This window comes from Pseudomonas sp. R151218B TE3479, assembly GCF_053629195.1.
The window spans coordinates 6,084,395-6,102,262 of record NZ_JBRJHV010000001.1 but is presented as its reverse complement, the minus strand read 5'-3'; the positions used below and the strand labels follow the sequence as shown (position 1 = coordinate 6,102,262).

At 60.0% G+C, this 17,868-nt stretch carries 17 protein-coding genes; 5 read left to right on the top strand and 12 right to left on the bottom strand.

The window, feature by feature from the left end; translation table 11 throughout:
* Nucleotides 1-139 precede the first annotated feature (139 nt).
* The 8 genes from AB7M32_RS26620 to AB7M32_RS26585 all read right to left on the bottom strand — a co-directional run bounded on the left by AB7M32_RS26620 (nucleotide 140) and on the right by AB7M32_RS26585 (nucleotide 8,980).
* Nucleotides 140-874 carry an amino acid ABC transporter ATP-binding protein gene (locus AB7M32_RS26620; protein WP_003204983.1) on the bottom strand — a complete coding sequence of 245 codons (735 nt, stop codon included), beginning with the start codon at nucleotides 872-874 and terminating at the stop codon, nucleotides 140-142.
* Nucleotides 871-1,542, bottom strand: a complete 672-nt coding sequence (locus tag AB7M32_RS26615; protein WP_092166460.1) for an amino acid ABC transporter permease — start codon at nucleotides 1,540-1,542, stop codon at nucleotides 871-873. The genes AB7M32_RS26620 and AB7M32_RS26615 overlap by 4 nt, the downstream gene beginning before the upstream one ends.
* A complete protein-coding gene (locus tag AB7M32_RS26610; protein WP_014339891.1) occupies nucleotides 1,542-2,288 on the bottom strand; it encodes an amino acid ABC transporter permease in 747 nt (248 codons plus the stop codon). Before AB7M32_RS26610 ends, AB7M32_RS26615 begins: the two co-directional genes overlap by 1 nt.
* A gap of 190 nt (nucleotides 2,289-2,478) precedes the next feature.
* Nucleotides 2,479-3,393: a glutamate/aspartate ABC transporter substrate-binding protein gene (locus tag AB7M32_RS26605; RefSeq protein WP_072408724.1), complete on the bottom strand. Its 915-nt coding sequence runs from the start codon at nucleotides 3,391-3,393 to the stop codon at nucleotides 2,479-2,481.
* Between the two features lie 446 nt (nucleotides 3,394-3,839).
* On the bottom strand, nucleotides 3,840-5,378 hold the full coding sequence (gene glpD, locus AB7M32_RS26600) for a glycerol-3-phosphate dehydrogenase (RefSeq protein WP_454251864.1): 1,539 nt from the start codon (nucleotides 5,376-5,378) through the stop codon (nucleotides 3,840-3,842).
* 319 nt (nucleotides 5,379-5,697) lie between these two features.
* Nucleotides 5,698-6,453, bottom strand: a complete 756-nt coding sequence (locus AB7M32_RS26595; RefSeq protein WP_003204973.1) for a DeoR/GlpR family transcriptional regulator — start codon at nucleotides 6,451-6,453, stop codon at nucleotides 5,698-5,700.
* A gap of 84 nt (nucleotides 6,454-6,537) precedes the next feature.
* Nucleotides 6,538-8,043: a glycerol kinase GlpK gene (glpK, locus tag AB7M32_RS26590; RefSeq protein WP_092176287.1), complete on the bottom strand. Its 1,506-nt coding sequence runs from the start codon at nucleotides 8,041-8,043 to the stop codon at nucleotides 6,538-6,540.
* An 85-nt stretch (nucleotides 8,044-8,128) separates the two neighbouring features.
* Nucleotides 8,129-8,980: an MIP/aquaporin family protein gene (locus AB7M32_RS26585; RefSeq protein ID WP_454251863.1), complete on the bottom strand. Its 852-nt coding sequence runs from the start codon at nucleotides 8,978-8,980 to the stop codon at nucleotides 8,129-8,131.
* Between the two features lie 323 nt (nucleotides 8,981-9,303).
* Here AB7M32_RS26585 and ybaK point away from each other — a divergent pair, with 323 nt between their 5' ends.
* Nucleotides 9,304-9,774, top strand: a complete 471-nt coding sequence (gene ybaK, locus AB7M32_RS26580; RefSeq protein ID WP_092201538.1) for a Cys-tRNA(Pro) deacylase — start codon at nucleotides 9,304-9,306, stop codon at nucleotides 9,772-9,774.
* 115 nt (nucleotides 9,775-9,889) lie between these two features.
* Complete coding sequence (locus tag AB7M32_RS26575; protein WP_454251862.1) at nucleotides 9,890-10,681, top strand: PhzF family phenazine biosynthesis protein; 792 nt, start codon at nucleotides 9,890-9,892, stop codon at nucleotides 10,679-10,681.
* Between the two features lie 476 nt (nucleotides 10,682-11,157).
* Here AB7M32_RS26575 and AB7M32_RS26570 read toward each other — a convergent pair whose 3' ends face one another.
* On the bottom strand, nucleotides 11,158-12,267 hold the full coding sequence (locus tag AB7M32_RS26570) for an ABC transporter ATP-binding protein (protein ID WP_072408713.1): 1,110 nt from the start codon (nucleotides 12,265-12,267) through the stop codon (nucleotides 11,158-11,160).
* Complete coding sequence (argF, locus tag AB7M32_RS26565) at nucleotides 12,264-13,184, bottom strand: ornithine carbamoyltransferase (protein ID WP_158456091.1); 921 nt, start codon at nucleotides 13,182-13,184, stop codon at nucleotides 12,264-12,266. Before argF ends, AB7M32_RS26570 begins: the two co-directional genes overlap by 4 nt.
* 402 nt (nucleotides 13,185-13,586) lie before the next feature.
* Here argF and AB7M32_RS26560 point away from each other — a divergent pair, with 402 nt between their 5' ends.
* The 3 genes from AB7M32_RS26560 to grxD all read left to right on the top strand — a co-directional run bounded on the left by AB7M32_RS26560 (nucleotide 13,587) and on the right by grxD (nucleotide 16,542).
* Nucleotides 13,587-13,871: a hypothetical protein gene (locus AB7M32_RS26560; RefSeq protein WP_072408709.1), complete on the top strand. Its 285-nt coding sequence runs from the start codon at nucleotides 13,587-13,589 to the stop codon at nucleotides 13,869-13,871.
* A 131-nt stretch (nucleotides 13,872-14,002) separates the two neighbouring features.
* Complete coding sequence (locus AB7M32_RS26555) at nucleotides 14,003-16,111, top strand: molybdopterin oxidoreductase family protein (protein ID WP_454251861.1); 2,109 nt, start codon at nucleotides 14,003-14,005, stop codon at nucleotides 16,109-16,111.
* Between the two features lie 89 nt (nucleotides 16,112-16,200).
* The gene (grxD, locus tag AB7M32_RS26550; RefSeq protein ID WP_454251860.1) at nucleotides 16,201-16,542 is read left to right on the top strand and encodes a Grx4 family monothiol glutaredoxin; all 342 of its coding nucleotides are present in this window, start codon (nucleotides 16,201-16,203) and stop codon (nucleotides 16,540-16,542) included.
* Nucleotides 16,543-16,771: 229 nt separating this feature from the next.
* Here grxD and bfr read toward each other — a convergent pair whose 3' ends face one another.
* Nucleotides 16,772-17,245: a bacterioferritin gene (bfr, locus tag AB7M32_RS26545; protein WP_003178701.1), complete on the bottom strand. Its 474-nt coding sequence runs from the start codon at nucleotides 17,243-17,245 to the stop codon at nucleotides 16,772-16,774.
* A 198-nt stretch (nucleotides 17,246-17,443) separates the two neighbouring features.
* Nucleotides 17,444-17,662 (bottom strand): bacterioferritin-associated ferredoxin, encoded by a 219-nt coding sequence (locus AB7M32_RS26540; protein WP_003178704.1) that lies wholly within the window; start codon nucleotides 17,660-17,662, stop codon nucleotides 17,444-17,446.
* Nucleotides 17,663-17,868 lie beyond the last annotated feature (206 nt).

Sequence of the window (17,868 nt, the reverse complement as noted above, 5' to 3'; positions counted from 1 at the left end):
CAACACAAATCTACAAGCCAACACTGGATCCTTGTGGGAGCGAGCTTGATCGCGATGACTGCTTACCGGCCGACAATAATGTTGACTGACAGTCTGCTATCGCGAGCAAGCTCGCTCCCACAGGATTGGAGCGGTGTTTTTAGTGCTGCAGGATTTTCTCGAGGAAATGCTGCGCGCGTTCGGAGCGGGCACTGATGTCGCCGAAGAACTCTTCTTTCTTGCAGTCTTCGATGATCTGGCCCTGGTCCATGAAAATCACCCGGTTCGCCACTTTGCGGGCGAAGCCCATTTCGTGGGTCACGCACATCATGGTCATGCCTTCGTGGGCCAGTTGCACCATCACGTCGAGCACTTCGTTGACCATTTCCGGGTCAAGGGCCGAGGTCGGTTCGTCAAACAGCATCACCACCGGGTCCATCGCCAGCGCACGGGCAATCGCCACGCGCTGCTGCTGGCCGCCGGAGAGCTGGCCCGGGTGCTTGTGGGCGTGGGCCGAGAGACCGACCCGCTCAAGCAGTTGCAGGCCTTTCTTGGTGGCTTCTTCCTTGCTGCGGCCCAGCACCTTGATCTGCGCGATGGTCAGGTTTTCGGTGATGGTCAGGTGCGGGAACAGTTCGAAATGCTGGAACACCATGCCCACCCGCGAACGCAGTTTCGGCAGGTTGGTCTTCGGGTCGGCGATGGAGGTGCCATCGACCACGATGTCGCCTTTCTGGAACGGTTCCAGGGCGTTCACGCACTTGATCAGCGTGGATTTGCCCGAACCCGATGGCCCGCACACCACCACAACCTCACCCTTGCTGACCTCGGTGCTGCAATTGGTCAGTACCTGGAAGTCCCCATACCACTTGTTGATGTTCTTGATAGAGATCATACGGCGAACCTTTTTTGCAGACGCTTGACCAGCAGCGAGGCGGCAAAGCTGATTGTGAAGTACACGAGACCTGCGATGATCAGGAACTCATTGGAGCGGCCGATGATGTCGCCATTGGCCCGCGAAGCATTGAGGAAGTCCACCAGGCCGACCGTGTAGACCAGCGAGGTGTCCTGAAACAGGATGATGCTCTGTTGCAGCAGCAGCGGGGTCATCTTGCGAAACGCCTGGGGCAGTATGATCAGGCGCATGGTCTGGCCATAGTTCATGCCCAGCGCTTGTGCCGCGCCCATCTGGCCCTTGGGGATCGACTGCACGCCGGCCCGCACGATTTCGCAGAAGTACGCGGCCTCGAACATCATGAACGCCACGACGCAGGAGCCGAACGCACCGATCGGCGTGTCCTCGCCGGTGATCCAGCGCAGCACGAACGGCACCGCCAGGTAGAACCAGGTGATGACCAGCAGCAGCGGAATCGAGCGGAAATAGTTGACGTAGGCGCCCGCGATATTGGAGACCAGCTTGTTGTGGGACAGGCGCATCAGCGCCAGGATTGTCCCCAGGATGATCCCGCCGACGACGCCCAGGGCCATCAGCTTGAGGGTCATCACCATGCCGTTCCACAAGCCGGGAATGGCCGGTATGACGCCAGTGAAATCGAATTCCATCATTTACCCCCCACGGAGATCAGGCCGGGCACCGCGACCTTCTTCTCGACCATGCGCATGAGCAGCATCAGGCTCATGTTCAGGGTGAAGTAGATCAGCGTCGCCAGGGTGAAGGCTTCGAACAGGTTGGCGGAGAACTCGGCGGTCTGCTTGGTCTGCGCGAGCAGCTCCATCAGGCCGATCAGCGAGGCCACGGAGGAGTTCTTGAAGACGTTGAGAAATTCCGAGGTGAGCGGCGGAATGATGATTCGGTAGGCCTGGGGCAGCAGCACGTTCCAGTAGATCTGCGGCAGCTTGAAGCCCATGGCTCGGGCGGCGGATTCCTGGCCGCGGGGCAGCGCCTGGATGCCGGTGCGCACTTGTTCGCAGACCCGGGCGGCGGTGAACAGGCCCAGGCACACCACGACGCTCAGGTAGGCCGAGGTGGTCGGGTTCAGGTCCTGTTTGTACCACTCCTGCATATCGGCGGGCAGCAGGTCCGGCACGAGGAAGTACCAGATGAACAGCTGAACCAGCAGCGGCACATTACGGAAGAGTTCCACATAGCAGGTGGCGATCCCCGACACCAGCCGGTTCGGCACGGTGCGCATCACGCCGAGCACCGAGCCCAGCAGCAGGGCGATGATCCAGGCCACGACGGCGATAGCAATGGTCCAGCCCAGGCCGGCTACGTACCAGTCGAGATAGGTCTCGCTGCCCACGCCGGTGGACTTGAAGAATACGCCCCAGTCCCAGTTGTAATTCATTAGGGTCTCCCCTCAGATCGTTCGATATACAAATGCCCGCCTGGGGAAACTCCGTTCCCGCCCGGCTTGGAGGCCAGGCACACGCGATCGGCTCGACAGCCACCGGTTCGAGTGTTTCCAGATTTGCCAGCAGGGAGTGACCATCCCCTGAAAGGGCCGGGCCCCTTCAGGAGATAAGGTTAGTCAGAAATCAGGATTTCTTGTCGTCAGCCGCTTTATCGGTCGGCTTGGCGATCAGTGCCTTGAGTTCTTCGCTCATCGGGAAGTTCAGGTTCAGGCCTTTTGGCGGAATAGGCTGCATGAACCATTTTTCGTAGATCTTGTTGATCTCGCCCGAAGCGTAGGTGGCCTTGATGGCGTCATCCACGGCCTTTTTGAACGGCTCGTCGCCCTTGCGCATCATGCAGCCGTAGATTTCGTAGGACTGTGGTGTACCGGTCACGGCCCAGTCGTCGGCTTTCTTGGCCTTGGCGGCTTCGCCGGCCAGCAGGGCATCGTCCATCATGAAAGCAACGGCGCGGCCGCCTTCGAGCATCTGGAAGGACTCGCCATGGTCCTTGGCGGAGATGACGTTCATGCCCATTTGCTTGTCGGCGTTCATGGACTTGAGGAGGCGCTCGGACGTGGTGCCGGCGGTGGTCACGACGTTCTTGCCCTTGAGGTCGTCGAAATCCTTGTACTTGGAATCTTTCTTGGTCAGCAGCCGAGTGCCGATCTCGAAGATGCCAACGGAGAAGTCAACCTGCTGCTGACGCTCGACGTTGTTGGTGGTGGAGCCGCACTCCAGGTCCACGGTGCCGTTCTGCACCAGCGGGATACGGGTTTGCGAGGTGACCAGGTTGTACTTGACCTGCAGGTTGGGCAGGTCCAGGTCTTTCTTGATCGCTTCGACGACTTTCAGCTGGATGTCGTGGGAGTAGCCGACCGGCTTGCCGGAAGCGTCCGCGATGTAGGAGAACGGAATGGAAGCGTCGCGATGCCCAAGCGTAATGACGCCGGACTCTTTGATCTTTTTCAGTGTGCCGGTCAGTTCGGCTGCGAAAACCGGAGTACTGATCAGAGCGGCAGCAATGGCTGCGCCCAGGAGATGGGGAACGATACGCATCGATGTTTCCTCGACATTGTTTTTTTTATTTCGGCCGATTCGTCGGCCCTGAGTACTTCGAGATGCCTGGCAGCTCCTGGTGTGTTGGCGTACAGGCATTCGTCTCCAGAAGTGTAGAGCATGACTCGTGCCAGACCAGGGTGGTCTGTTTAACTTGTTGTTTTAGATGGTGATTAATGTTTTGTTTCAGGTTTTAGGCGGACTGTTTTATCCGGTTAGCCGAACTGACTGGCGGGTCGCGTTCGGAAAACCGAATGGCTTGAGCCTGCCCCCGATTCATTGTGGGAGCGAGCTTGCTCGCGATAGCGGTGTGTCAGTCCCATGGATGTTGAATGTGCTGGCCTCATCGCGAGCAAGCTCGCTCCCACAGGGCATCGGTGGACGCCAGATAGCAAAAAGCCCCTGAATCGTTGGATCCAGGGGCTTTGGGTTTTGCAGGATATCCGTCAGGCCGCTTCGATCTTGCGACGGTTGTGCTCGACCTTATCCAAGTACTGCTGCAGCTTCTCCTGCTCGGCCGGGGTGGTGAACAAGCCCAGCTTGCTGCGGCGCCACAGGATGTCCTGGGCATCGACGGCCCACTCGTCGCTGCACAGATAATCGACCTCGCGGGTGTAAAGGCCGGCGCCGAGGTGTTCGCCCAGGTCGCCAAGGTCATGCACGCCTTCGAGCATGCGCCAGGTACGGCTGCCATAGGTGGTGGCCCAGCGGCGGGCGATGTCGGTCGGCAGCCAGTCGAACTTGTCCCGCAACGCCGAGCACAGCGCTTGCGGGGTGGTCATGTTTTCGCCGCCGGGGAGGGCCTCCACGGCGGTCCAGCTTCCGCGCATCTGGGTGAAGTAGGGCGCCAGTTGCGCCATGGCCGATTCTGCCAATTTGCGATAAGTGGTCAGCTTGCCGCCGAACACCGACAGCAAGGGCGCTTCTTCGCCGCCACCGGAAAGCGCCAGGGTGTAGTCCCGGGTGACGGCCGACGGGTTGTCGGATTCGTCGTTGCACAGCGGCCGTACGCCGGAGTAACTGTGCAGGATATCGTCGCGGCCGATCTGCTTCTTGAAGTGGGCGTTGACCACTTTCAACAGGTAATCGGTTTCACCTTCAGTAATCGCTACCTTGGCCGGATCACCGGTGTATTCGCGATCCGTCGTACCGATCAGGGTGAACTGGTTCAGGTACGGAATGGTGAACACGATGCGCTGATCTTCGTTTTGCAGAATGTGCGCATGCTCGCCTTCGTAGAGTTTCGGCACGATCAGGTGGCTGCCCTGGATCAGGCGGATGCCATAGGGCGACTCCAGCTTCAGATCATCGCGAATGAACTTGGCGACCCACGGGCCGGCGGCGTTCACCAGCGCTTTGGCGCGGATAGAAAACAGGCTGCCGTCGGCACGTTCCAGGTGCAAGTGCCACAGGCCTTTGCTGCGGCGGGCATTCACACAGCGGGTGCGGGTGTGGATATGCGCGCCTTTTTCCCGGGCGGCCATGGCGTTGAGTACCACCAGTCGCGCATCGTCGACCCAGCAGTCGGAGTATTCGAAGCCCTTGGTGATCTCACTTTTCAGCGCGCTGTCGGCACCGAACTTCAAACTTTTGGAGCCGGCGAGCTGCTCGCGTTTGCCCAAGTGATCGTAGAGGAACAGGCCGGCGCGAATCATCCAGGCCGGGCGCAGGTGCGGGCGGTGGGGCAACACGAAGCGCATTTGCTTGACGATGTGCGGGGCCTTGGTCAGCAGCACTTCACGCTCGGCCAGCGCTTCGCGCACCAGGCGGAATTCATAATGTTCAAGGTAGCGCAGGCCACCGTGGATCAGCTTGCTGCTGGCCGACGAGGTGTGACTGGCCAGGTCGTCCTTTTCGCAAAGGAACACCGAAAGACCGCGACCGGCAGCGTCCGCGGCAATCCCCACGCCATTGATACCGCCGCCAATGACGGCGACGTCATAGATCTCGGCGAGAGGGGGCGTAGGCAAGGTAGAAGTGGGCATCGGCTGGCCTCGGGTTCTTTTCGTAATATTTGAATTCGAACATAAATGTTCATTTTCGAAAATACTAGCCCATAAAGACAGCAACAGCCAGTCAACTTCGATTGAAAATACTGATCAAAGGAAGCTGAAAGGAAAATTTTCGAACAAAAAAGTTATTGAGCGAGGTGCTTTTGTGGCGAGGGAGCTTGCTCCCGCTCGGCTGCGAAGCAGTCGTAAAACCGGCTGGCGTGGTGTGCCTGAAAGGTCGCGTCAGATCATTGGGGCGGCTCCGCCTCCCAGCGGGAGCAAGCTCCCTCGCCACAGGGTAACGGGGAGAGCGTCAGACCACTTCCAACCGGATCTTGTGCTGGCTCAACAACTGCGCCAGGGCCGGCACCGGTTGCTGGTCGGTCACCAGGCAATCGATCAGGCTGATGGGGCCCAGGCGGACCATGGCATTGCGTCCGAACTTGCTGGAGTCCGCCGCCAACAGCACTTGCCGGGCGTTGGCGATGATGGCTTGGGAGACCCGCACTTCCTGGTAGTCGAAGTCCAGCAGGCTGCCGTCTTCGTCGATACCGCTGATGCCCACCAGGGCGAAGTCGACCTTGAACTGGTTGATGAAGTCGACGCTGGCCTGGCCCACCACGCCGCCGTCACGCCGTACGTTGCCGCCGGCGATCAGGACTTCGAAGTCGTCCTTGGCGCTGAGGATCGAAGCCACGTGCAGGTTGTTGGTGATGACCTTCAGATGGTTGTGATTAAGCAGGGCTCGGGCGATGGATTCGGTGGTGGTGCCGATGTTGATGAACAGCGAGGCGTGATCGGGGATCTGGGCGGCGATGGCTTCGGCGATGCGTTGCTTTTCGTCGCGCATCTGGTCGGCGCGCATGGCGTAGGCGGTGTTTTCCACGCTTGAATCGTAGGCGGCGCCGCCGTGGTAGCGGCGCAGCAGGTTGACTTCCGCCAGTTGGTTGATGTCGCGGCGGATGGTTTGCGGGGTGACGACGAATAACTGCGCCATTTCCTCGATGCTGACATAGCCGCGTTCGCGGACCAGTTCGAGGATTTGCTGCTGGCGGGGAGGCAGATTCATGGGGCTTCCTTTGGGCTGCCGTACAAAATTTGCCCATGATGCCGCAGGAATCCGATCCCGACCAGTTTCAGAACCTTATCAGGCTTATTCAGCGTCTTCGTGGGGCTCCCAATCGCGGGTGCGGCTGACCGCTTTCTGCCAGCCGGCATAGAGTTTTTCTTTCGCCGCCTCGTCCAGTTGCGGTTCGAATTCGCGCTCGATCACCGCTTTGCCGCGCAGTTCTTCCAGGCTGCCCCAGAAGCCGCATGCCAGGCCGGCCAGATATGCCGCACCCAGAGCCGTGGTTTCACGCATTTTCGGCCGCTCGACCTGGGTGCCGAGGATGTCGGCCTGGAACTGCATCAGGAAGTTGTTCGCCACCGCGCCACCGTCGACGCGCAGGGCCCTGAGGCGTTCACCCGAATCCTGTTGCATGGCGTCGAGCACGTCGCGGGTCTGGTAGGCGATCGACTCCAGTGCTGCGCGAATGATGTGATCGACCCGTACGCCGCGGGTCAGGCCAAACAGTGCGCCACGGGCATAAGGGTCCCAATACGGCGCGCCCAGGCCGGTGAAGGCGGGCACCAGGTACACACCGTTGCTGTCCTTGACCTTGTTGGCAAAGTATTCGGTATCCAGGGCGTCGTTGATGATCTTCAGTTCATCGCGCAGCCATTGGACGGTGGAGCCGCCGTTGAATACAGCGCCTTCCAGGGCATAGGCCACTTCGCCGCGGGGGCCGCAGGCGATGGTGGTGAGCATGCCGTGATTGGATTTCACGGCTTTTTTCCCGGTGTTCATCAGCAGGAAGCAGCCGGTGCCGTAGGTGTTTTTCGCCTGCCCCGGCTCCACACACATCTGCCCGAACAGGGCTGCCTGTTGGTCGCCGGCGATGCCGCCGATGGCGATACCGCTTTTGGTACGGCCATAGATTTCCGAGGACGACTTCACTTCCGGGAGCATTTCGCGAGGGATGTCGAGGATCTCGAGCATCTTGGCGTCCCATTCCAACGAGTGAATGTTGAAGAGCAGGGTGCGCGAGGCGTTGGTGTAGTCGGTGACGTGGACCTTGCCACCGGTGAATTTCCAGATCAGCCAGCTATCGACCGTGCCGAACAGCAGCTCACCGTTGCGCGCACGCTCGCGGCTGCCTTCGACGTTGTCCAGGATCCACTTGAGCTTGGTGCCGGAGAAGTACGGGTCGGTGACCAGGCCAGTGGTCTGGCTGATGTATTGCTCGTGGCCGTCGCGCTTGAGCTGTTGGCAGATCTCGGTGCTGCGGCGGCACTGCCAGACGATGGCGTTGTAGATCGGACGGCCGGTGGTCTTGTCCCAGACCACGGTGGTTTCCCGCTGGTTGGTGATGCCGATGGCGGCCACCTGGTCATGATGCAGGCCGGCCTGGGCCAGGGCTTCGACCATGACCGCGCTCTGGGTGGCGAAGATTTCCATCGGGTCGTGTTCGACCCAACCGGCCTGCGGGTAATGCTGGGCGAATTCGCGTTGGGCGGTGCAGACCACATTGGCATCACGGTCGAAAATGATCGCGCGCGAGCTGGTCGTACCCTGGTCGAGGGCAATGATGTAGTTCTTGTTCTGGGTATCGGTCATTTCGATTGCCTCGGGTCTTTCATAAAGGAGACGTAAAAAGAAGCCACGGCGCAGGCTTCGAATGGCAGGGCCTGCGCCGATTGTTTCAGGATGTTCGGGGCTTGCCATCAATGGCCGGTTCTACATCCTTTGTCGCTGTCATGGCGCTGGGCAGGTGACGGGCAATCAACCCGCGATAGGCCGCAGCACCGAGGCACGCACCCACGATCGGCGCAAAAATCGGAACCAGGAAGTACGGGATGTCGCGTCCACCCGTGAGGGAAATTTCACCCCAGCCTGCGAAGAAAGTCATCAGTTTAGGACCGAAGTCCCGCGCCGGGTTCATCGCAAAGCCCGTCAGCGGCCCCATGGAGCTGCCGATCACGGCTATCAGCAGGCCGATCAGCAAGGGTGCCAGTGGGCCGCGGGGCAAGCCGTTGTTGTCGTCGGTCAAGGACATGATCACCCCCATCAGGATGGCGGTGATGATCGCTTCCACGAGGAAGGCTTGGCCAGTGGAGAGTGCCGCGTGAGGGTAGGTGGAGAACACCGAAGCCAGTTCGAGGCTCATTTCGGTGCCACGAACCATGTGCCGGGACTGTTCGAAATCGAAGAATAGATTGCTGTACAGCGTGTAGACCAGCAGCGCGCCGCAGAAAGCGCCGGTCACTTGAGACGCAATATAGAAAGGCAGCTTGCGCTTTTCGAAGTCGGTGAACATGCACAGGGCGATGCTGACGGCGGGGTTGAGGTGGGCACCGGAAATGCCTGCGCTCAGATAGATTGCCATGCTGACACCGACGCCCCAGATGAGGCTGATTTCCCACAAACCGAAGCTCGCACCCGCGACCTTGAGCGCTGCGACGCAGCCGGTGCCGAAGAAAATCAGCAGGCCAGTTCCCAGGAATTCCGCCAGGCATTGGCTGGACAGGGACGGCTGTTGTAAAGCAGTTGTCATTCAAACCTCGGTTTTTTGTTGTTTTGCAGCGCGTTCGATACAGCACGATTGCGCGATTTCCACCGAGGCAGGATCCCCATCCTGATCTCGGGTTGCTGCTTGAGACATGCAATGTGGCTTTCAGTTTCGAAAAAATATAGACAAGAAACGCTGGTGTCAAAGGTCGAAAGTGAACCATTGGTCACATTTCAACTATTCGTGCTGTGAATGACGCTTCCGTTGGCGATGCGTCACCGATACCGGCAGCGCAGCCGCAAAGCCTTTTCAGAGACGATGGCTTAGAATCCGCTCTGTCTTTTTTGATTTCCTTATCAGGAGCGGTCATGACACCCGCATTGGATCTGCTTAAGAAAGTGCGCGCCGAACATCGCATCCACAGTTATGAACACGATCCCAAGGCGGCGTCCTATGGCTTGGAGGCGGCAGAAAAGCTCGGGCTGGATCCGGCGCAGGTGTTCAAGACGTTGTTGGCGGCCAGTGAAAAAGGTGAGCTGTTGGTGGCGGTAGTGCCCGTGGCCGGGAGCCTGGATTTGAAAGGCCTGGCCCACGCCGCCGGCGTGAAGAAGGTCGAGATGGCCGACCCGGCCGCCGCGCAGCGTTCGACCGGTTATTTGCTCGGTGGTATCAGCCCGCTGGGACAGAAGAAGCGTTTGCGCACGTTTATCGACAATTCCGCACAGCCACTCGCCAGTATGTTCGTCAGTGCGGGGCGGCGTGGGTTGGAAGTCGAGTTGGCGCCTTCGGTATTGAAGGAACACACCGGGGCGGTGTTTGCTGATATCGGGCGTGCTTGACAGAGCAGGGTGGCCGCTGCGCAGCCTGTAGGGTGAAAATTCTGCTGATCTGTCACTGGATAATCCGTGCCGCTACACCCCATGCTGGCGCATCAGAAAAATAAGGAGAAGTGCCATGCAGCTTGCGTTTCATCAGGTCGATGCGTTCAGTGACCGGCCGTTCGGCGGTAACCCGGCGATGGTCTATCGGCTCGACGGCTGGCTGGCCGACGACCTGATGCAGAAGATCGCCGCCGAGCATAACCTGGCTGAAACCGCGTTCCTGGTGCGTGAAGGCCAGCATTGGCATATCCGCTGGTTTACCCCCACCACCGAAGTCCCGCTGTGTGGCCACGCCACGTTGGCCAGCGCTTATGTGCTGTTCGAGATCTATCACGAAACCGTCGAGCGCCTGGATTTCATCTGCCGGTCCGGCTCGTTGAGTGTGACGCGTGAGGGTGATCGGTTGTGGTTGGATTTTCCGGCCGTCGTGCCTGCCGAGCTGGGCGTGTCCCTGGCCGTGCAGAGTGCCTTGGGCGTCGAGGCGGTGGATGTGCTGAGTTCCAACGAGTTGTTCGTGGTGCTGGAGTCGGAGCAAGCGGTGCTCGATTGCAAGCCGGACATGGTGGCCCTGGCAAAACTGCCCTGGCCCGGCGCTATCGTCACCGCCCCGGGGAGCAAGCATGATTTTGTCTCGCGCTATTTTGCCCCGGCGATCGGCATCAACGAAGACCCGGTGACCGGCTCGACCCATTGCAGCCTGATTCCCTATTGGTCCAAGCGCCTGGGCAAGCACGGACTGACGGCTTATCAGTGTTCGGCCAGGGGCGGGGCGTTGTTTTGCCGGTTGGAGGGTGAGCGGGTGAAGATCGGCGGGAACGCGACGTTGGTGGCCAGTGGGACGTTGATGCTGCACTCAAACCAATGACCTCAAATGTGGAAGCTTGCTCGCGATAGCGGTGGTTCAGCCTGCACTGATGCTGAATGTGGCTATGTCATCGCGAGCAAGCTCGCTCCCACAGGATTTGTGGATGCAGTCGATTTGTGCCTGTTGCAGATTCCCATGTGGGAGCGAGCTTGCTCGCGATAGCGGTGGTTCAGCCTGCACTGATGCTGAATGTGGCTATGTCATCGCGAGCAAGCTCGCTCTCACAGGATTTGTGGATGCAGTCGATTTGTGCCTATTGCAGATTCCCATGTGGGAGCGAGCTTGCTCGCGATAGCGGTGGTTCAGCCTGCGCTGATGCTGAATGTGGCTATGTCATCGCGAGCAAGCTCGCTCCCACAGGATTTGTGGATGCAGTCGATTTGTGCCTATTGCAGATTCCCATGTGGGAGCGAGCTTGCTCGCGATAGCGGTGGTTCAGCCTGCATCGATGCTGAATGTGTCCACTCCCACAATGATTAGCTGGCCGCGCTGTAGCGTCGCACGCCGCTGTCCACTGGTGGAATATGCGCCGCGGTGCTGCCCGAGGCCTGGAACAGCACCAGGTGCTCAGCCGCCACGCGGATGCCGACGGCGGCGCCGACCTGATGGTCGGCATGGCTGGGGAAGATCGATTCCAGTTGCGCACCTGTGGGTAATTGCAGGCGATACAAGGTTGAAGCACCCAAGAAGGTCTTGCCAACGATTCTGGCGGTGAGCGGGCTGTCCGGGGCGTAGACGATATCGTCGGGCCGCAGCAGCACGTCCACCGCGCCGCCGATGGGCCAGGTGTAGGCCCGGTTGCCGCGCAGGAGGCCCAGCTCGGTCTGTACCGATTCCGGGCTGTCGAGCTGGCCGCGAATGAAGTAGCCCTGGCCAACGAAACTGGCGACAAATGGCGTCAGTGGTTCGTGATACAGGTTGTAAGGTGTATCCCACTGTTCCAGGCGACCTTCCCTGAATACGCCGACATGGTCACTCACGGCGAAGGCTTCTTCCTGATCGTGGGTGACCAGGATCGCGCTGGTGCCGCGGGCCTTGAGAATGTCCCGCACTTCATGGCTGAGCTTGCGGCGCAGCTCGCCATCGAGGTTGGAGAACGGTTCATCGAGCAACAGCAGCTGCGGTTCCGGCGCCAGCGCACGAGCCAGGGCCACGCGTTGCTGTTGGCCGCCGGACAGTTCATGGGGAAAGCGGCTACCCAGGTGTTTCAGGTTGACCAGTTCCAGCAATTCTTCGACGACGCGGTCCTTGTTCGGATGCTTGCGAATGCCGAAGGCAATGTTCTGGGCCACGCTCAGGTGAGGGAACAGGGCGTAGTCCTGGAACACCATGCCGATGCGGCGTTTTTCCGGGGCGAGGGTGAAGCCCGCGCGGGAGATTGTTTCCCCGGCCAACTGGATTTCACCCTCGTGCACCGGTTCGAAGCCGGCAATGGCACGCAAGGTCGTGGTCTTGCCGCACCCGGACGAACCGAGCAGGCAACCGATATCACCGGCATTGAGGTGCAGGTTGAGGTTCTGCACGACCCGCTGGTCCTGATAACCGCAGGCCAGGTTGTGCAAGTTCAGCAGCAGGGCGTGGCTCATGCGTGGTGATACGCCGGCTCGACCAGGAACTCGAGCAAGGCCTTTTGCGCATGCAGGCGATTCTCGGCCTGGTCCCAGGCTACCGAACGCGGGTCATCCAGCAGGTCCATGCTGATCTCCTCGCCACGGTGGGCCGGCAGGCAGTGCATGAACAACACGTCGACATCCGCCAGGTCGAGCAGGGCGCGGTTGACCTGCAATGGCGCGAACAACTCCAGGCGCCTGGCGGTTTCTTCTTCCTGGCCCATGGAGGTCCAGACGTCGGTGCTCACCAGGTGCGCACCGGCCACGGCCTGTTTCGGGTCTCGGACGATGGATACCCGGTCCCCGGCCTTGGCCAGCAACTCGGCATTGGGGTCAAAACCTTCGGGGCAGGCAACGCGCAGTTGGAAGTCGAATTGCATCGCCGCTTCTATATAGCTGTTGCACATGTTGTTGCCGTCGCCGATCCAGGCCACGGTCTTGCCCTGGATCGAGCCACGGTGCTCGAGGAAGGTCTGCATGTCGGCCAGCAACTGGCAGGGGTGCAGGTCGTCGGACAGGCCGTTGATCACCGGTACGCGGGAATGGGCCGCGAACTCGGTCAGGGTGCTGTGGGCAAAGGTACGGATCATCACCGCGTCCAGCATGCTCGACATGACGATGGCGCAATCGCCGATGGGTTCGCCACGGCCCAGTTGGGTATCGCGGGGCGACAGGAAAATCGCCTGGCCGCCCAGTTGGATCATGCCGGCTTCGAAAGAGATGCGGGTGCGGGTCGATGACTTCTCGAAGATCATCCCCAGCACGCGGTTTTTCAAGGGCTCGAACAGTACGCCGCGATTACGCAGGTCCTTGAGCTCCACGCCTCGACGGATCACGCCGAGCAACTCATCGGGCGTGAAATCCATCAGGGAGAGAAAGTGCCTTGCGCTCATGATTGACTACCTTTTTGTAACTGACCGCAGATGCTCAAAGCCTTGTTTAAGGAAAAAACGGGCGAGACCTGCGGCAAAAGCCGCACGGGGCGACGAAATAGGGGAAGGCGCGATCTTATAATTAAATGTCGCGTCTTACCAATAGGGCTACGGTTTTTGGGGATTTCAGCGAAGCCATCACGCGAATGCGATGACGTATTTGAGGCCGGTTTCCTGACTGCAGCGGCCCATTTGTACACTGGCGCTGCTCGGCTTGGCAATCAAGCGCGGCGGGCGCGCCATGGATGGGGGGCGTTTGTGTCGTGGCCTGCGACTCTTGCGCCTGTCTGCTGGTGGTTGTGAAACATTTCCTAATGCAAAGGCCTGGGTTATAAATGAGCCTCAGCGGCACAGGAGCCCGAAATGGATTCGAAAGAGCAACAACTGATGGAATTGCTGGGGCTGACCGCACGCTCGCTGACCCACCTGACGGCATCGGTGACGTCCATGTCATTCGAATTGCTGCGCAGCGAGGATGAAGTGACCAAGGCCGCCGGCCGCCGGATGATCGATCGCATGGCCACGATCAGCAGTGGCCTCGACGAGCATTGGCGATTGATTGGCGAACTGACCGGCGTGCCCATCGCCCAGGAGGAAGTGGAAACCGTCGAGGAAATCCAACTCCTGGCGCCCCCCGAGGGCCCTTGATGGCAGTTCATCGGCGGGCCTGATGTCCGGCAATTCACAGGACGAACGTCGCTGGCGCTGCCGGGAGTCACGCGCCATAGTTTTGTTCCCGCGGCCGAAAGTGCCCGCCACGAACAAAACAGAGACTGGCCATGACCAAGACTCTCCACCACCGTGCGTGCCATCTGTGTGAAGCCATCTGCGGCTTGACCCTTGAAACCACCGAAACCGACGGCCAGGGCCTGGCGATCACCTCGATCAAGGGTGATGCGCTGGACACCTTCAGTCGCGGTCACATCTGCCCCAAGGCAGTGGCCTTGCAAGATATCCAGAACGATCCGGACCGCCTGCGCCAACCCATGCAGCGCATCGGCAACGAATGGCACCCCATCGCCTGGGACGATGCCTTCGCGTTGGTGGCCGCGCGCCTGGCGGATATCCAGGCGCGCCACGGCCAGAATGCGGTGGCGGTCTACCAGGGCAACCCCAGCGTGCATAACTATGGGCTGATGACCCACAGCAACTACTTCCTGGGCCTGTTGAAGACCCGCAGCCGTTTCTCGGCAACCTCGGTGGACCAACTGCCCCATCACCTGACCAGCCACCTGATGTACGGCCACGGCTTGCTACTGCCGATTCCGGACATCGATCACACCGACTTCATGCTGATCCTGGGCGGCAACCCATTGGCCTCCAACGGCAGCATCATGACCGTGCCGGACGTGGAGAAGCGCCTCAAGGCGATCCAGGCCCGTGGCGGCAAAGTGGTGGTGATCGATCCGCGCCGCAGCGAAACGGCGGCGATTGCCGACCAGCATGTCTTCGTGCGCCCCGGTGGTGATGCCGCGTTGCTGTTTGGCTTGCTCAATACCCTGTTCAGCGAAGGCCTGACCCGTGACAGCCATCTGCCGGTGGACGGCCTGGACGAGGTGCGCGCGGCCGTCGCTTCTTTCACGGCTGAAGCGATGAGCCCGCTCTGTGCGGTGCCGGCAGCGCAGATCCGGCAATTGGCCCGGGACTTCGCCGCCGCCCCGTCAGCGGTGTGCTACGGGCGGATGGGGGTGTCGACCCAGGCGTTCGGTACGCTGTGCCACTGGCTGATCCAGGTGATCAACCTGGTGACCGGCAATCTGGATCGGGTGGGTGGTGCGCTGTGCACCGAGCCGGCGGTGGACCTGGTGGCGACCACCTCGGGCGGGCATTTCAATCGTTGGCAGAGCCGGGTGTCCGGGCGTCCCGAATACGCGGGGGAGCTGCCGGTGTCGGCCCTGGCCGAGGAGATGCTCACCGAGGGCGAAGGCCAGATTCGGGCGCTGGTCACCGTGGCCGGCAACCCGGTGTTGTCTACACCCAACGGGCGGCAGTTGGAGCAGGCCCTGGATGGGCTGGAGTTCATGGTCAGCGTCGATCTGTACATCAACGAAACCACCCGCTACGCCGACCTGATCCTGCCCTCGACCTCGGCCCTGGAAAACGATCATTACGACACCACCTTCAACCTGTTCGCGGTGCGCAACGTGACCCGTTTCAACCGGGCGATCCTGCCCAAGCCCGAGGGGGCGCTGCACGACTGGGAAATCTTTGTCGGCCTGGCCAAGGCCTTCGCTGCCCGGACCGGCAAAGAACTCAAGCCGACCATGCCGCCGGCGCAGATGATCGATCTTGGCCTGCGCAGCGGGGCGTATGGCGACGCCTCGCCGCACAAACTGTCCCTGGCGACTTTGTTCGACCATCCCCATGGCATCGACCTCGGCGCACTCAAGCCCAACCTGGCCCCACGCTTGAAAACCGAAAACCAGCGGGTGCAGGCCGCGCCGGCGGTGATTCTCGCCGACCTTGCGCGCTTTGCCGCGTTGCAGGCGCCAGAACCGGATGAGTTGCTGATGATTGGCCGCCGCCATGTGCGCAGCAACAACTCCTGGATGCATAACTTCCATCGACTGGTGAAGGGCAAGCCGCGTCATCAATTGCTGATGCACCCGGATGACCTCGCCTCGCGCGGCCTTGCCGACGGGCAGCGCGTAACGGTCAGTTCGCGGGTGGGGGCCATCGAGGTCGAGGTGCTGGGCAGCCTGGACATGATGAAAGGCGTGGTCAGCCTGCCCCACGGCTGGGGCCATGCCCGGCCGGGCGTGCAGATGACCATTGCCAGTGGGCAGCCGGGCTCCAGCGCCAATGACCTGACCGATGATTGCCAGCTCGATGAGTTGTCCGGCAACGCGGCGCTCAACGGTGTACCGGTGAAGGTGGCGGCTGCGTAGAATTGTCTCTGAGCAGCACGTTCTGCTTTCCGTTACAATGCGCCACCGTGTCGACAACTGACGTCGCAAAGTTTAAGCCGAGGTGCTCCGTGGATATCATCGAAACGATTAAAGACCAGATTGCCAACAACACCATCCTGCTGTACATGAAAGGCTCGCCGAACGCGCCACAATGCGGTTTTTCGGCCAAGGCTGCTCAGGCGGTGATGGCGTGTGGCGAGAAGTTTGCCTACGTGGACATCCTGCAGAACCCGGAAATCCGCGCCAACCTGCCCAAGTACGCCAACTGGCCAACCTTCCCGCAATTGTGGGTGGGCGGTGAGCTGATCGGTGGTAGCGACATCATGACCGAGATGGCCGCCGACGGCTCTTTGCAGGCCACGATCAAGGCTGCGGTAGAACAAGCGTCCGCGAACAAGACCGAAGCCTGATCCAAGGACGTCTGTTCACCACGCCAGTCGTGGTGAACAGAAAACCTTGTGGGAGCGAGCTTGCTCGCGATAGCGCAGTGTCAGTCAGCATTTTTATATCTGACCCACCGCTATCGCGAGCAAGCTCGCTCCCACAGTGGTTTGGGTAGGGCCTGGGACATCCAGGCAATAAAAAGCCCCGCCTCTCGAAAGAGGGCGGGGCTTTTTAGTGGCTTGCTGCCGGGGAAGGTTACTCTTCGCCCATCTGCGATTGCAGGTAGTTCTCAAGACCGACTTTGTCGATCAGGCCCAGTTGGGTTTCCAGCCAGTCGATGTGCTCTTCCTCGGATTCGAGGATGTCTTCCAGCAGTTCACGGCTACCGAAGTCGCCAACGCTTTCGCAGTGGGCAATGGCGGCCTTCAGGTCGGCGTGGCCGGTGCGCTCGATGCGCAGGTCGCACTCGAGCATTTCCCGGGTGTGTTCGCCGATGTGCAACTTGCCCAGGTCCTGGACGTTCGGCAGGCCTTCGAGAAACAGGATGCGCTTGATCAGCTTGTCCGCGTGCTTCATCTCGTCGATGGACTCGTGGTACTCGTGCTTGCCCAGCTTGTTCAGGCCCCAATCCTCGTACATGCGCGCATGCAGGAAGTATTGGTTGATCGCGACCAGCTCATTGGCAAGGATCTTGTTGAGATGCTGGATGACTGTAATGTCGCCTTTCATGATGAGGCCTGCCCTGTAATAGCTGTGTATAGGGCGGAGTTTGAGCTGCGTATTTATCAGTGTCAAACCTAAGTTATTGAATAATAAATGAAAATTAATCGGAATAAGAATGTTTGTGTTCCGCGTCTGGACGCTAAGCATTTGATTTACAGGCATAAAAAAACCGGACATTGAGTCCGGTTCCTTGAAAAGCTGTCTTTACGCGGCAGTAAATTCTACCGGGTAGGGGATCGAGGCCTGTGCTGTTTGCACCTTGGCGAGGGTTTCACGCACTACTTCCTTGGCCAGGCAGGCACATTTGCCGCATTGGCTGGCTACGCCGGTGGCCTGGCGGACTTCGCGATAGCTGCAGCAACCTTCATAGATCGCTTCGCGGATTTGTCCGTCGGTGACGCCAGTGCAGAGGCATACATACATAAGTGAGAACCGTCGCTGGTTGTGACTCAATTGAGATGGATCTTAATGTTAACGAGAATGATTGTCAAAGTGGTTTCTCAAGGTCTTGCGCCAGAGCGATGCCAGGCTGACGAACGGTTTTTTCCTTGGGCAACGAAGGCGGCACGCAGCGGGGCGGCGATTTTTCGATACCACCGAAAAACCGTTGAAGACAGTCCAAATGCGCG